Source organism: Mycobacterium cajalii (genome assembly GCF_045809005.2).
In the GTDB taxonomy this organism is placed as follows: domain Bacteria; phylum Actinomycetota; class Actinomycetes; order Mycobacteriales; family Mycobacteriaceae; genus Mycobacterium.
Genome location: NZ_CM141436.1, coordinates 2,451,067 through 2,465,545, shown reverse-complemented (window position 1 = coordinate 2,465,545; position 14,479 = coordinate 2,451,067). Strand labels below are relative to the sequence as shown.

General features: G+C 70.0%; 12 protein-coding genes. 7 read left to right on the top strand and 5 right to left on the bottom strand.

Annotation, left to right across the window (positions count from 1 at the left end; translation table 11 throughout):
* The first annotated feature begins 12 nt into the window (after positions 1–12).
* Positions 13–990 (top strand): quinone oxidoreductase family protein, encoded by a 978-nt coding sequence (locus ACJ512_RS11850; RefSeq protein ID WP_407686328.1) that lies wholly within the window; start codon positions 13–15, stop codon positions 988–990.
* 11 nt (positions 991–1,001) lie between these two features.
* On the opposite strand, the gene ACJ512_RS11845 is transcribed toward ACJ512_RS11850, so the two are convergent.
* Positions 1,002–1,880 (bottom strand): heme o synthase, encoded by an 879-nt coding sequence (locus ACJ512_RS11845; protein WP_461480118.1) that lies wholly within the window; start codon positions 1,878–1,880, stop codon positions 1,002–1,004.
* 371 nt (positions 1,881–2,251) lie between these two features.
* Here ACJ512_RS11845 and tkt point away from each other — a divergent pair, with 371 nt between their 5' ends.
* Genes tkt through ACJ512_RS11815 form a run of 6 tightly spaced genes read left to right on the top strand, consistent with a single transcriptional unit; the run spans position 2,252 to position 9,148 of the window.
* Positions 2,252–4,351: a transketolase gene (gene tkt, locus ACJ512_RS11840; RefSeq protein ID WP_407686326.1), complete on the top strand. Its 2,100-nt coding sequence runs from the start codon at positions 2,252–2,254 to the stop codon at positions 4,349–4,351.
* Positions 4,352–4,366: 15 nt separating this feature from the next.
* Positions 4,367–5,488, top strand: a complete 1,122-nt coding sequence (gene tal / locus ACJ512_RS11835) for a transaldolase (RefSeq protein WP_407686325.1) — start codon at positions 4,367–4,369, stop codon at positions 5,486–5,488.
* Positions 5,485–7,029 carry a glucose-6-phosphate dehydrogenase gene (gene zwf, locus ACJ512_RS11830; RefSeq protein WP_407686324.1) on the top strand — a complete coding sequence of 515 codons (1,545 nt, stop codon included), beginning with the start codon at positions 5,485–5,487 and terminating at the stop codon, positions 7,027–7,029. Before tal ends, zwf begins: the two co-directional genes overlap by 4 nt.
* A 49-nt stretch (positions 7,030–7,078) precedes the next feature.
* Positions 7,079–7,990: a glucose-6-phosphate dehydrogenase assembly protein OpcA gene (gene opcA, locus ACJ512_RS11825; protein WP_407686323.1), complete on the top strand. Its 912-nt coding sequence runs from the start codon at positions 7,079–7,081 to the stop codon at positions 7,988–7,990.
* On the top strand, positions 7,987–8,730 hold the full coding sequence (gene pgl, locus ACJ512_RS11820) for a 6-phosphogluconolactonase (RefSeq protein WP_407686322.1): 744 nt from the start codon (positions 7,987–7,989) through the stop codon (positions 8,728–8,730). Before opcA ends, pgl begins: the two co-directional genes overlap by 4 nt.
* Before the next feature lie 16 nt (positions 8,731–8,746).
* Complete coding sequence (locus tag ACJ512_RS11815; RefSeq protein ID WP_407686355.1) at positions 8,747–9,148, top strand: ATPase; 402 nt, start codon at positions 8,747–8,749, stop codon at positions 9,146–9,148.
* A 102-nt stretch (positions 9,149–9,250) separates the two neighbouring features.
* Here the strand turns inward: ACJ512_RS11815 and ppc are convergent, their stop codons facing one another.
* From ppc to ACJ512_RS11795, 4 genes are all read right to left on the bottom strand, one after another.
* Positions 9,251–12,058, bottom strand: coding sequence for a phosphoenolpyruvate carboxylase (gene ppc / locus ACJ512_RS11810; RefSeq protein ID WP_407686321.1), 2,808 nt, complete (start codon positions 12,056–12,058; stop codon positions 9,251–9,253).
* Positions 12,059–12,105: 47 nt separating this feature from the next.
* Complete coding sequence (gene secG / locus ACJ512_RS11805) at positions 12,106–12,339, bottom strand: preprotein translocase subunit SecG (protein ID WP_407686320.1); 234 nt, start codon at positions 12,337–12,339, stop codon at positions 12,106–12,108.
* A gap of 122 nt (positions 12,340–12,461) precedes the next feature.
* Positions 12,462–13,247, bottom strand: a complete 786-nt coding sequence (gene tpiA / locus ACJ512_RS11800) for a triose-phosphate isomerase (protein WP_407686319.1) — start codon at positions 13,245–13,247, stop codon at positions 12,462–12,464.
* The gene (locus ACJ512_RS11795) at positions 13,244–14,479 is read right to left on the bottom strand and encodes a phosphoglycerate kinase (RefSeq protein ID WP_407686318.1); all 1,236 of its coding nucleotides are present in this window, start codon (positions 14,477–14,479) and stop codon (positions 13,244–13,246) included. The genes tpiA and ACJ512_RS11795 overlap by 4 nt, the downstream gene beginning before the upstream one ends.

Genomic DNA, 14,479 nt, shown 5'->3' with positions numbered 1-14,479 from the left:
CATGATAGGCGCATGCACGCAATAGAAGTCGCCGACACGGGCGGCCCCGAGGTCCTGCGTTACGTCGACGCCCCACGGCCCGACCCGGGTCCCGGCGAGCTGCTGATCGAGGCCGAGGCCATCGGCGTCAACTACATCGACACCTACTTCCGCTCGGGCCAGTACCCGCGCGAGTTGCCGTTCATCCTCGGCCAGGAGATGTGCGGCACGGTCGTCGGCGCCGACGACGGGGTCGACGGTTTCAGCGACGGCGATCGGGTGGTCAGCGCCGCGGTGTCCGGTGGCTACGCCGAATACTCCACCGCGCCGGCCGCGCTGACCGCGAAGGTGCCGGACGGGGTGGCATCCGACGTGGCGGCCTCGGTGTTGCTGAAGGGCCTGACCGCCCATTACCTGCTCAAGTCGGTGTATCCCGTGCAAAGCGGCGACACCGTGCTGGTGCACGCGGGCGCCGGCGGGGTCGGGCTGCTCCTGACGCAGTGGGCGCGCCTGCTGGGCGCCCGGGTGATCACCACGGTCTCGACGCCGGAGAAGGAGCGGATGTCGAGGGACGCCGGGGCCGCCGAGGTGCTCTCCTATCCCGGCGACGACGCCGCCGGGTTCGGCCAGCGGATCCGCGAGCTGACCGGCGGCGCGGGGGTGGCGGCGGTCTACGACGGCGTGGGCGCGAGCACGTTCGACGCCAGCCTGGCCAGCCTGGCCGCGCGCGGCACGCTGGCGCTGTTCGGTGCCGCCAGCGGACCGGTTCCGCCCGTCGATCCGCAGCGGCTCAACGCCGCCGGGTCGGTGTACCTCACCCGCCCCTCGCTGGTCCACTTCATCCGCACCCGCGACGAGTTCGCCCGGCGGGCCACCGAACTGTTCGATGCGATCGGCAGCGGGGCCATCTCCGTGCAGGTCGGGGGCCGGTACCCCCTCGCCGAGGCGGCCCGCGCCCACGAGGATCTGCAGGGCCGCCGCACCACGGGCTCTATCGTGCTACTGCCCTAGCCGCCATCGCGCTAGAACAGCGTCGGCAGCGCGAGGGCCGAGTCGACCGCCAGCGCGCAGAACACCACCGCCAGGTAGTTGTTGGACTGCAGGAACAGCCGCAGCGGTTTGACGGGCTGGCCGGCGCGGACCCCGGCGTACAGCCGGTGGGCCATCGCCAGGAACCACACCCCGGCGGCCACGGCCACCGCCGCGTACAGCCACCCCGCCGCCGGCGCCAGCGCCAGCGTGGTCAGCACCGTCAGCCAGGTGTAGATCAGGATCTGCTTGGTGACCTGACGCTCGGTCGCCACGGCCGGCAGCATCGGCACGCCGGCCTGCTTGTAGTCGTCCTTGTAGCGCATCGCCAGCGCCCAGGTGTGCGGCGGCGTCCAGAAGAAGATGATGGCGAACATCACCAGCGCCGGCCACCCGATGGTGCCGGTGACCGCCGACCACCCGATCATCACCGGCATGCAGCCGGCCGCGCCGCCCCACACGACGTTCTGCGACGTCCGCCGCTTGAGCAGCAGCGTGTAGACGAACACATAGAACGCAATCGTGGCGACGGCCAGCAGCCCAGACAGCAGGTTCGTGGTCGACCACAGCCAGAAGAACGAGCCCACGCTGAGCACCAGCCCGAACACCAGGGCGTTTCGCGTGGGCACCGCGTCCCGCGCCAGGGGCCGGCGCGCGGTCCGCTTCATCACCTTGTCGATGTCGGCGTCGGCGACGCAGTTGAGCGTGTTGGCACCACCGGCCGCCAGCATCCCCCCGACCAGCGTGTTGAGGATCAGCAGCGGGTTCACGGTGCCGCGAGCGGCGAGCAGCATCGCGGGGATCGCGGTGACCAGCAGCAGTTCGATGACCCGCGGCTTGGTCAGCGCCAGGTAGGCCAGCAGCGTGGCCACGACCCGGTTCCGCGCCGGGTCCTTGGACGGCTCGGACGTCGGCTCGGACGACGGCCCGGGCCGGGCGGTCTCGGCTTTTTGGCTTGGCGCGACGCGCCCGCGAACGCTCACGCAATAACTCCTCGGGTTCCCAGCGGCGCGCAGCATCTACTACAGACGATGGTAGACCGCACACCCTCGGCGGCGAGCCCGCAGGGTCCCTTCACTGATGTTTCTCCCTCGATTGCGGGACTGGTTGCACCGCGCGTTCGGCCGGCGCGTAATTTTCACAACGCCCGGCCGTGGGTACCCCAAAATCTTGCACTGCAAGAGCCGCCTCTCCCGCACTAGGGTTGAGATTGATCAGCTCGATGACCCCAAGGACTGAGTCTGTGACCACACTCGAAGAGATCTCTGCGCTGACCCGACCACACCATCCCGACGACTGGGCCGAGATCGACTCGGTCGCCGTCGACACCGCGCGGGTCCTGGCCGCCGATGCGGTCCAGAAGGTCGGCAACGGCCACCCGGGGACGGCGATGAGCCTGGCGCCCCTGGCCTACACCCTGTTCCAGCGGGTGATGCGGCACGACCCCAGCGACACCACCTGGCTGGGCCGCGACCGGTTCATCCTGTCCTGCGGACACAGCAGCCTGACCCTCTACATCCAGCTCTACCTGGGCGGTTTCGGGCTGGAGCTCTCCGACATCGAGTCCCTGCGCACCTGGGGGTCCAAGACCCCGGGGCATCCGGAGTTCCGGCACACCCGGGGCGTGGAGATCACCACCGGCCCGCTCGGCCAGGGGCTGGCCTCGGCGGTCGGGATGGCGATGGCGGCCCGCTACGAGCGTGGCCTCTTCGACCCCGACGCCGAACCGGGTACCAGCCCGTTCGACCACTTCATCTACGTGATCGCCTCCGACGGGGACATCGAGGAGGGCGTCACCTCGGAGGCGTCGTCGCTGGCGGCCGTGCAGCAGCTGGGCAACCTGATCGTGTTCTACGACCACAACCAGATCTCGATCGAGGACGACACCGACATCGCGCTGTGCGAGGACACCGCGGCCCGTTATCGCGCCTACGGCTGGCACGTCCAGGAGGTGGAGGGCGGCGAGAACGTCGTCGCCATCGAAGAGGCCATCGCCAACGCGAAGGCCGTCACCGACCGGCCGTCGTTCATCTCGCTGCGCACCATCATCGGCTACCCCGCCCCCAACCTGATGAACACCGGCAAGGCGCACGGCGCCGCCCTCGGCGACGAGGAGGTGGCGGCCGTCAAGGAGGCCCTCGGCTTCGACCCGGACAAGAAGTTCGAGGTGCGCGAAGACGTCATCACCCATACCCGCGGGCTGGTGGGCCGGGGCAAGGAGGCGCACGAACGCTGGCAGGCCGACTTCGAGGCCTGGGCCCGGCGCGAGCCGGAACGCAAGGCGCTGCTGGACCGGCTGACCGCCGAGCAGCTGCCCGACGGCTGGGACGCGGACATGCCGCACTGGGAGCCCGGCGGGGACGCGGTGGCCACCCGTAAGGCGTCCGGGGCGGTGCTGTCGGCCGTGGGCCCCAAACTGCCCGAGTTGTGGGGCGGTTCGGCCGACCTGGCCGGCAGCAACGACACCACCATGAAGGGCGCGACTTCCTTTGGGCCGCCCGCTATTTCGACCAAGGAATACAACGCCGGCTGGTACGGCCGCACGCTGCACTTCGGTGTTCGCGAGCACGCCATGGGCGCCATCCTGTCCGGGATCGTGCTGCACGGCCCGACCCGGGCCTACGGCGGGACGTTCCTGCAGTTCTCCGACTACATGCGCCCGGCGGTGCGGCTGGCGTCGCTGATGGACATCGACACCATCTACGTCTGGACGCACGACTCGATCGGGCTGGGCGAGGACGGCCCCACCCACCAGCCGATCGAGCACCTGGCGGCGCTGCGGGCGATCCCGCGGCTGTCGGTGGTGCGCCCGGCCGACGCCAACGAGACGGCCTACGCGTGGCGCTCGATCCTGGCCCGCGGCAACGGCAGTGGCCCGGTGGGCCTGATCCTGACCCGCCAGGGCGTGCCGGTGCTCGAGGGCACCAGCGCCGAGGGCGTCGCCCGCGGCGGCTACGTCCTGAGCGACGGCGGCGCCGAGGACGGCGAGGAGCCCGACGTCGTGCTGATCGCCACCGGCTCGGAGGTCCAGCTCGCCGTCGCGGCCCAGAAGTTGTTGGCGGACAAAGACATCGTCGCGCGGGTAGTGTCGATGCCGTGCGTGGAGTGGTTCGAGTCGCAACCCTCGGACTACCGCGACAGCGTGCTGCCGCCGTCGGTGTCGGCGCGGGTGGCCGTCGAGGCCGGCGTCGCGCAGAGCTGGCACAAGCTGGTCGGCGACACCGGCAAGATCGTCTCGATCGAACACTACGGCGAGTCCGCCGATTACAAGACTTTGTTCCGTGAGTTCGGCTTCACCGCTGAGGCCGTCGCCGCCGCCGCGGAACAGGTAGTCGACAACTGAGAAAGGGCGATTCCCATGACCACTCAGAACCCGAACCTCGCGGCCCTGTCCGCCGCCGGCGTATCCGTCTGGCTCGATGACCTCTCGCGGGACCGGCTGCAGTCCGGCAACCTGCAGGAGCTGATCGACACCCGCAGCGTCGTCGGCGTGACCACCAACCCGTCGATCTTCCAGAAGGCGCTGGCCGAGGGCGACGCCTACGACGGCCAGATCGCCGAGCTGGCCGAACGCGGCGCCGACGTGGACGCCACGATCCGCACCGTCACCACCGACGACGTGCGCAACGCCTGCGAGGTCTTCACCCCGGTGTGGGAGACCAGTGACGGTGTCGACGGCCGGGTGTCGATCGAGGTCGACCCGCGGCTGGCCAACGAGACCGACAAGACCATCGCGCAGGCCGTCGAGCTGTGGAAGATCGTCGACCGGCCCAACCTGCTCATCAAGATTCCCGCCACCAAGGCCGGCATCCCGGCCATCACCGCCGTTCTGGCGGAAGGGATCTCGGTCAACGTCACGCTGATCTTCTCCGTCGAGCGGCACCGCGAGGTGATGGACGCCTACCTGGCGGGGCTGGAGAAGGCCCGCGAAGCCGGCCACGACCTGTCCAAGATTCATTCCGTGGCATCGTTTTTCGTGTCCCGCGTGGACACCGAGATCGACAAGAGGCTGGACAAGATCGGCTCCGAGCAGGCGCAGGGGCTGCGCGGCAAGGCCGGGGTCGCCAACGCCCGGCTGGCCTATGCGGCCTACCAGGAGGTCTTCGAGGGCGGCGAGCGCTACGGGGCGCTCAAGTCCGCCGGCGCCCGCGTGCAGCGTCCGCTGTGGGCGTCCACCGGTGTCAAGAACCCCGACTACCCCGACACCCTCTACGTGACCGAACTGGTGGCGCCCCACACGGTGAACACCATGCCGGAGCCCACGATCGACGCCGTCGCCGACCACGGGGAGGTCAAGGGCGACACGGTCAGCGGCACCGCCGCGGCCGCCCAGCAGGTGTTCGACGATTTGGAGCAGGTCGGCATCGACCTGACCGACGTGTTCGTGGTCCTGGAGAACGAAGGGGTCGAGAAGTTCGTGGACTCCTGGAACCAGTTGCTCGACGAGACGCAGAACCAACTGGGTTCCGCCGACAAATGAGCCGTGGCGCCGAAGCAGCACAGTGGCGTAATCCGTTACGGGACAAGGACGACAAACGTCTGCCCAGGATCGCGGGCCCGTGCGCCATGGTGCTCTTCGGCGTCACCGGGGACCTGGCCCACAAGAAGGTCGTGCCGGCCATCTACGACCTGGCCAACCGCGGCCTGCTGCCCCCGACCTTCTCGCTGGTGGGCTTCGCCCGCCGCAACTGGGATCACGACGATTTCGCGCAGGTGGTCCACGATTCGGTCAAGCAGCACTGCCGCACCCCGTTCCGCCAGTCGATATGGGAGCGGCTGGCCGACGGATTGCGTTTCGTGCGAGGTGAATTCGACGACGCCGTCGCCTTCGGGCGACTGGCCGTGACGCTGGAGAAGCTCGACGTCGAACGCGGCATCGGCGGCAACCACGCCTTCTACCTGGCGATCCCGCCCAAGTCCTTTCCGGTGGTCTGTGACCAGCTGCGCAAGTCCGGGCTGGCCAACGCCCAGGACGGCAGCTGGAGCCGGGTGGTCATCGAGAAGCCCTTCGGCCACGACCTGCACAGCGCGCAGGAACTCAACCACGTGGTCAACGCCGTCTTCCCGGAGGAGTCGGTGTTCCGTATCGACCACTACCTGGGCAAGGAGACGGTGCAGAACATCCTGGCGCTGCGGTTCGCCAACCAGCTCTGGGACCCCGTGTGGAACTCCCACTACGTCGACCACGTTCAGATCACCATGGCCGAGGACATCGGGCTGGGCGGGCGCGCCGGCTACTACGACGGCATCGGCGCCGCCCGCGACGTCATCCAGAACCACCTGATGCAGCTGCTGGCGCTGACCGCGATGGAGGAGCCGGTCAGCTTCAACCCGGTGGCGCTGCAGACCGAGAAGATCAAGGTGCTCTCGGCGACCCAGCTCGCGCAGCCGCTGCACGAGACGAGCAGCCGCGGCCAGTACGCGGCGGGCTGGCAGGGCGGCGAGCAGGTGGTCGGCCTGCTCGACGAGGAGGGCTTCTCCGCGGACTCCCCCACCGAGACGTTCGCCGCGATCACCCTCGAGGTCGACACCCGCCGCTGGGCCGGTGTGCCGTTCTACCTGCGCACCGGAAAACGCCTGGGCCGCAGGGTGACCGAGATCGCGCTGGTGTTCAAGCGTGCGCCGCACCTGCCGTTCGACGCGACCATGACCGACGAACTGGGCACCAACGCCATGGTGATCCGGGTCCAGCCCGACGAGGGGATCACCCTGCGGTTCGGCTCCAAGGTGCCGGGCAGCGCGATGGAAGTGCGCGACGTCAACATGGACTTCTCCTACGGCTCGGCGTTCGCCGAGGACTCGCCCGAGGCCTACGAGCGGCTGATCCTGGACGTGCTGCTCGGTGAGCCGTCCCTGTTCCCGGTGAACGACGAAGTCGAATTGGCTTGGCGCATCCTGGATCCCGTGCTGGACTATTGGGCCGCCCACGGCAAGCCCGACCCGTACCAGGCGGGCACCTGGGGCCCGGAGTCGGCCTTCGAGATGCTGCGCCGGACCGGCCGGGAATGGCGGCGGCCATGATTCGCGCCGGCGACGGTGCAGAGCGCAGCGATGCTGAGGAGTGGCGCAGATGATTGTCGACCTGCTCGACACCAGCACCAACGCGGTCAACAAGAAACTCGACGAGCTGCGCGAGCAGGTCGGCGCCGTGACGATGGGCCGGGTCGGCACCCTGATCATCGCCTCGCAGAACGAGGCCCTGCTCGAGGAGTGCATCGAGGCCGCCAACGACGCCAGCCACGAGCACCCGATGCGGGTGCTCGTGGTGATGGCCGGCGACGCGGAGGCCTCCGACGCCCGGCTGGACGCCCAGCTGCGGGCCGGCGGCGACTCAACCGCCGGCGAAACGGTGGTGCTGCGGCTGTCCGGACCGCTGGCCGGCCACGCCGACAGCGTCGTCACCCCCTTCCTGCTGCCCGACATCCCGGTGGTGGTGTGGTGGCCCGACATCGCGCCGGCGGTGCCGGCCCAGGACCCGTTGGGCAAGTTGGCGATTCGGCGCATCACCGACGCGACCAACGGGCGGGACCCCCTGTCGGCGATCAAGAGCCGGCTGCCCGGCTACACCGCCGGCGACACCGACCTGGCGTGGGCGCGGATCACCTACTGGCGGGCGCTGCTGACCTCGGCCCTCGACCAGCCGCCGTACGAGCCAATCGAGTCGGCCCTGGTCTCGGGTCTGCGCACCGAACCCGCGCTGGACGTCCTGGCGGGGTGGCTGGCCAGCCGGATCGAGGGGCCGGTGCACCGTGTCGTCGGCGACCTCAAGGTCGAGTTGCGGCGCCCGACCGAGACCATCACCCTGAGCCGTCCCCAGGAGGGCACGACGGCCACCCTGAGCCGGACCGGCCGCCCGGACGCCCTGGTTCCGTTGGCGCGCCGGGAAACCCGCGAGTGCCTCGCGGAAGACATGCGCCGGTTGGACCCGGACGAGATCTATTTCGCCGCGTTGGAGGGAATAGGCAAGGTGCAGTACGCATGAATACCGTCGTCGAGGTTTTCCCGCAGACCCAGGAGCTGATCGAGGCCGCCGTCAGGCGGCTCGTCGACTCCGTCCAGAACGCCATGATGGCCCGGGGGCGGGCCCTGCTGGTGCTCACCGGCGGCAGCAACGGCATCGACCTGCTGCGGCGGCTCGGCGCGGAAGCGGACCGGATCGACTGGCCCAACGTGCACCTGTTCTGGGGCGACGAACGCTACGTGCCCGAAAGCGACGACGAGCGCAACGACAAACAGGCGCGCGAGGCACTGCTCGACCACATCGACATCCCTTGCAGCAACATCCATCCCATGCCGGCCAGCGACGGGGAGTTCGGCGACGACATGGCCGCCGCGGCACTGGCCTACGAGCAGTTGCTGGCGGCCAACGCCGAACCCGGGCAGGCGGTGCCCAACTTCGACGTCCACCTGCTGGGCATGGGGCCCGAGGGCCACGTCAACTCGCTGTTCCCCGATACCGCGGCAGTGCGCGAGACCACCCGCATGGTGGTCCCGGTCGACAACTCCCCCAAACCCCCGCCGCAACGAATCACCTTGACCCTGCCCGCGGTTCAGCGCTCCCGTGAGGTCTGGCTGATCGTCTCCGGGGAGGCCAAGGCAGATGCGGTGGCCGCCGCCGTCGGCGGCGCCCCGCCCGCCTCGGTCCCGGCCGCCGGGGCCGTCGGCCTCGAAACCACCCTGTGGTTGCTCGACGAGGCGGCCGCGTCCAAACTTCCGGGCTGACGACGGACGACGGATAATCACCGTCATGGCAGACAAGACGGTGCGCGGCGGGCCCCCGGAGCGAAACCGGATCAAGACGCTCACCCAGGCGGCGCTCAACGCCGACAAGACGGTGGAGCAGGTCGAAGACGTCCTCGACAGCCTGAGCAGGACCATGACGGAGCTCAATAGCTCACTGTCGGCGCTGAACGCCACCGTCGAACGCATGGAAACCGGCCTGGACCACCTGGACGGCACGCTGTCCAGCCTCGACGACCTGGCCAAGCGGCTGCTCGGGCTGGTCGAACCCGTGGAGGCGATCGTCGACCGGATCGACGACATGGTCAAAGTCGGTGAGACGCTGATCTCGCCCCTCTCGGTCACCGAGCACGCCGTGCGTGGCGTGCTGGACCGGCTGCGCAACCGGACGGTGCGCTAGCTTTCGCGCTGGCGGTTCGGGCGGTATCGCCCAACGTGCATCCACTGCGAACTTTCGCGCGATTTTTCGCGCTGAGTGCACGTTCGGTGTGGTCCGCTAGTCTCATCCGCTGTTGCGCAGCGCGCTGGCCAGCCCGTTCATCGTCAACAGGATGCCGCGCTGCACCAACTCGTCGTCGTCGCCGGAGCGGTAGCGGCGCAGCAACTCCACCTGCAGGTGGTTCAGCGGCTCCAGGTACGGGAAGCGGTTGAACACCGAGCGCGCCAGCGACGGGTTGTCGGCCAGCAGGTCGTCCTGCCCCGTGATGAGCTTGTACATCGCGATGGTTCGGTCGTGCTCGGCGACGATCTTGTCGAACACCCGGTGCCGCAACGACTCGTCGTCCACCAGCTCGGCGTAGCGGGCCGCCAGGCCCAGGTCGCTCTTGGCCAGCACCTGCGCCATGTTCGACAGCACGCTGCGGAAGAACGGCCACCGGCGGTACAGGTCGTGCAACGTCTCCACCCGCTCGGCCTCACTTTCCGGGCCCGCCGAGATCCACTGCTCGAACGCGGTTCCGGTGCCGTACCAGCCGGGCAACATCACCCGGGACTGGCTCCAGGCCAGCACCCACGGGATGGCGCGCAGGTCGGCGATCGACGAGGTGGGCTTCCGCGAGGTCGGGCGGCTGCCGATGTTCAGCGACCCGATCTCGCTGACCGGGGTCGAGGACATGAAGTACTCCACGAAACCCGGTGTCACGTGCACTAATTCGGCGTAGGCGCGCCGCGCCAGCGCGGCCACCTCGTCGAGCAGCGCGTACGCCGGCTCCGCGGTGTCACCGAGGCCCTCGACGTCGAGCAGCGTCGACTCGAGCGTCGCCGCCACCAGGCTCTCCAGGTTGCGCCGCGCGGTCTCGGGTTCCGCGTATTTGGCGGCGATGACCTCGCCTTGCTCGGTGAGCCGCAGCGAACCGCTCACCGCGCCCGGCGGCTGCGCCAGGATGGCCTGGTAGCTCGGACCGCCGCCGCGGCCGACGGTGCCGCCGCGACCATGGAAGAGCCGCAACCGGATTCCGGCCTCGCGCGCCACCTCCACCAGCGCGAGCTCGGCGCGGTACACCGCCCAGTTGGCGGCCAGATAGCCGCCGTCCTTGTTGGAGTCGGAGTAGCCGAGCATCACCTCCTGGCAGTCTTCCCGCGCGGCCACCAGCGCCCGGTAGAGGGGCAGCTCGAGCATGGCGTGCAGGGTCGCCGCGCCGTTGTGCAGGTCGTCGATCGTCTCGAACAGCGGCGAGATCGCCACCGGGCAGTACGGGTGCGCCCCGGAGGCGTCCAGCAGGCCGGCCTCCTTGAGCAGGATCGCGGCCTCCAGGACGTCCGAGACCGACCGGCACATCGAGATGACGTAGTTGGGCACCGCGGCGGGGCCGTAGGTCCGGATCGCGTGGGCGGCGGCCGCGACGACCCCCAGCTCGCCGCGGGCCAGGTCGGACAGTTGCGCGCGGTCACTGACCAGCGGCCGGCGGGTGGCGAGTTCGCCGGCCAGCAGCGCGACCCGCCCCGCTTCGGGCAACGAACCGTAGTCGGGGTGCACCCCCGCCCACGCCAGCAGCTCGGCGACCACCTCTTCGTGCACGTCGGAGTTCTGCCGCAGGTCCAGGCCGCACAGGTGAAAACCGAAGGCGTGCACGCCTTCCCGCAGCAGCGCAAGGCGGTCGTCGGCCAGCAGCGCGCTGCCGTGGGACCGCAGCGAGGCGTCGACGGTGTCCAGGTCGGCCCGCAATTCGGCCGGCGTGCCGTACGGCGCCAGCCCCAGGTCGAGCTCGTGTTGCGGGCGCCGGTCCAGAATGTCGGCGGCGGTGGCGGTGAGCCGCCCGCGGATCACCCGCAGCGCCCGCCGGTAGGGCTCGTCGGCGCGCGCCTGTTCGCGGCAGCCGTCGGCCAGCGCGGCCAGCGCGTCGGTCACCGGCACCAGCCGCGCCGACATCGACAGCTCCTGCTCGAGGTGCGTCAGCTCGGACAGGTAGTGGGCCAGCGCGGTGAACGCGGCGCTGCCGGTGGCCAGGCGCACGACGTCGCCGGTCACGTTGGGATTGCCGTCGCGGTCGCCGCCGATCCAGGTCCCGGGTTGCAGGATGGGCCCGGACAGCAGGTCGGTGTCGGGCCAGCGGGCGCGCAGCGCGTCCCGAACCTCCGCGTTGACCTGCGGGATCACCGTGAACAACGCCGCCGGGTAATACCGCAGCCCCACCTCGATCTCGTCGGAGATCTGCAGCCGCGACAAGCGGATGAGCGCGGTCTGCCACAGCGTGAGGACGTGCCGGCGCAGTTCGCGTTCGATGCTGCGCCCGTCGGCGGTCTCGGCGCGCCCGTCGGCGTGCAGCCGCATCAGCTCGGTGATCCGGTGCTGGGTGACGAACACGGTGCGGCGCCGCGTCTCGGTCGGATGGGCGGTGATCACCGGGGAGACCAGCGCGCCCCGCAGCGCGCCGGCGACGGTACGCGAATCCAGCTCGGCGGCTTCGAGTTTCGCATAGGTGGCGGCAAGACTGCTGTCCTGCGGCGGCTCCCCGGCGGCCACGTGGACCGCGCGCCGGCGCTCCCGGTGGATGTCCTCGGCGACGTTGGCCAGCAGCGCGAAATGGCTGAAGGCCCGGATGACCGGGATCGCCCGGTGGATGTCCAGCCCGGAGAACATGCGCGACATGTCGGCCCGGTCGATCTCCGAGCGCCGCACCCGAAACGACTCCACCCGGGCGCGTTCCACGAGGTCGAACACCTCGTCGCCGTTCTGTTCGCGCACGGTGTCGCCGAGGATGGCGCCCAGCAGGCGGATGTCGGCGCGCATCGGCTCGGTCGCCTCGCGGCCGACCTGAGTCCGCCGCACGGCGCCGATCGGGGCCAGCGCGGTATCGGATACCTCAACCATGGGTTCCAGTATCGGTGGAGACCACCGGGTACGCCCGCCGAGAAAGGTCAGCGGTACTTGATGAGCAGGGCCACCCCGACGATGCACACCAGCCAGATGCCGACGATGAACAGCGTCAACCGGTCGAGGTTCTTCTCCACCACCGTCGAACCGGACAGGCTGGACTGCACACCCCCGCCGAACAGCGTCGACAGGCCGCCGCCCTTGGCACGGTGCAGCAGCACCAGCAACACCACCAGGATGCTGGTGACGACCAGGGTGATCTGCAGGGCCAACTCCATGACGGGGAGTCTAGCGGGTCGGGACCGGGGGCCGCCCTTGCCCTTGTCCGACGGCGGTGCGTCGTGCTGACCGCCCACCTGCGGGTCGGCGCGCGGGGCCGCCGCCGCGGTCAGGGGCCCCGCTAGGGAAGGGGCCCGCCGGCGGCGATCGCCGCCAGCGTCGCGAACTGCTCGCCGTCCAGCGACGCCCCACCGACCAGGCCACCGTCGATGTCGTCGCGGGCGACGAGCTCGCCGACGTTCTTGGCGTTCACCGAGCCCCCGTAGAGGACGCGCACGCTGTCGGCGACCCCCGGCGACGCCAGCGAGGCCAACTCATTGCGGATCGCCGCGCACACCTCCTGCGCGTCGGCGGCGCTGGCCACCCGCCCGGTGCCGATCGCCCACACCGGCTCGTAGGCGATGACGACCTTGCCGATCTGCTCGGCCGAGAGCCCGGCCAGCGAGCCGCGCAGCTGCTCGACGTTGTGGGCGACGTGGTTTCCGGCCTCGCGGACGTCGAGATGCTCGCCGATGCACACGATCGGAGTGAGCTCGTTCTTGAGCGCTGCGGCGGCCTTGGCGGCCACCAGCGCGTCGTCCTCGTGGTGGTAGGTGCGCCGCTCGGAGTGCCCGACGACGACGAAGGTGCAGCCCAGCTTGGCCAGGAAGGCGCCGCTGATGTCGCCGGTGTAGGCGCCCGCGTCGTGCTGGGAGAGGTCCTGGGCGCCGTAGGTCAGCCGCAGCTTGTCGCCGTCGACCAGCGTCTGCACGCTGCGCAGGTCGGTGAACGGCGGGATGACCGTGACGTCGACCTTGTCGTAGTACTTGTCCGGCAGGGCGAAGGCGATCTTCTGCACCAGCGCGATGGCCTCGAAGTGGTTGAGGTTCATCTTCCAGTTGCCGGCGATCAGCGGCTTGCGGCTCATGACTGTCCTCCAGGCTGGGGCCGCCCGAGCACCTCGATGCCCGGCAGCGTCTTGCCCTCCAGGTATTCCAGCGACGCGCCGCCGCCGGTGGAGATGTGCGAGAAGTCGCCCTCCGGGATGCCCAGCGCCCGCACCGCGGCCGCCGAGTCGCCGCCACCGACGACGCTGAAGGCGCCCTTGCCGGTCGCCGCGGCGATCGCCTCGGCGACCCCCTTGGTGCCCGCGGCGAACGCCGGGAACTCGAACACGCCCATCGGGCCGTTCCAGAAGACGGTGCTGGCGTTGGACAGCAACGTCGCGAACCGTTTGACCGAGCCCGGCCCGATGTCCAGCCCCATCGCGTCGTCCGGGATGGCGTCGGCGGGCACGGTCCGCGGGGTCGCCTCGGCGGCGAACTTCTCGCCCACCACGATGTCCACCGGCAGGCGCAGCACGTCGTGATAGTCGTCGAGCAGCCTGCGGCAGGTCTGCACCATCTCTTCTTCCAGCAACGACTTGCCCACCGAAAGACCCTGCGCGGCAAGGAAAGTGAAGCACATCCCGCCGCCGATGACGATGCTGTCAGCCTTGGTGGCCAGCGACTCGATCACCCCGAGCTTGTCGGACACCTTCGACCCGCCGAGCACCACCGCGTAGGGCCGGTTGGTGGAGCTGGTCAGCTGCTCGAGCACCCGGATCTCCTCGGCCACCAGCGTGCCGGCGTAGTGCGGCAGCAAGGTGGCCACGTCGTACACCGAGGCCTGCTTGCGGTGCACCACGCCAAAGCCGTCGGAGACGAAAGCCCCGGTGGGCCCGACCAGTTCGGCTAGCTCGCGGGCCAGCGCGAGTCGTTCGCCGTCGTCCTTGCTGGTTTCCCGGGCGTCGAAGCGGACGTTCTCCAGCAGCAGGACGTCGCCGTCGGTGAGGCCCTCGGCGCGGGCCAGCGCGTCGGCGCCGACGACATCGCCGGCCAGCTGCACGTGCCGGCCCAGCTGGTCGCCCAGGGCCGCGGCGACCGGTGCCAGCGACAGCTTCGGGTCCGGACCGCCCTTGGGCCGGCCCAGGTGGGCGGCGACCACCAGCTTGGCGCCGGCGTCGAGCAGCGCCGTCAGGGTGGGCACCGAAGCGGTGATCCGGCCGGGATCGGTGATGGCGCCGCCCTCGTCGAGCGGCACGTTCAGGTCGGAGCGCACCAGCACGGCGCGACCCGAAACACCTTCCGCCAGAAGGCTTCCGAGAGTAGGGACGGTCAC

Excerpts from the sequence above, each read along its gene's own strand:
- secG (WP_407686320.1), bottom strand. The coding sequence starts at position 12,339 with ATGGAGTTGGCCCTGCAGATCACCCTGGTCGTCACCAGCATCCTGGTG.
- opcA (WP_407686323.1), top strand. The coding sequence starts at position 7,079 with ATGATTGTCGACCTGCTCGACACCAGCACCAACGCGGTCAACAAGAAA.
- ppc (WP_407686321.1), bottom strand. The coding sequence starts at position 12,058 with ATGGTTGAGGTATCCGATACCGCGCTGGCCCCGATCGGCGCCGTGCGG.
- tal (WP_407686325.1), top strand. The coding sequence starts at position 4,367 with ATGACCACTCAGAACCCGAACCTCGCGGCCCTGTCCGCCGCCGGCGTA.
- zwf (WP_407686324.1), top strand. The coding sequence starts at position 5,485 with ATGAGCCGTGGCGCCGAAGCAGCACAGTGGCGTAATCCGTTACGGGAC.
- ACJ512_RS11850 (WP_407686328.1), top strand. The coding sequence starts at position 13 with ATGCACGCAATAGAAGTCGCCGACACGGGCGGCCCCGAGGTCCTGCGT.
- pgl (WP_407686322.1), top strand. The coding sequence starts at position 7,987 with ATGAATACCGTCGTCGAGGTTTTCCCGCAGACCCAGGAGCTGATCGAG.
- tpiA (WP_407686319.1), bottom strand. The coding sequence starts at position 13,247 with ATGAGCCGCAAGCCGCTGATCGCCGGCAACTGGAAGATGAACCTCAAC.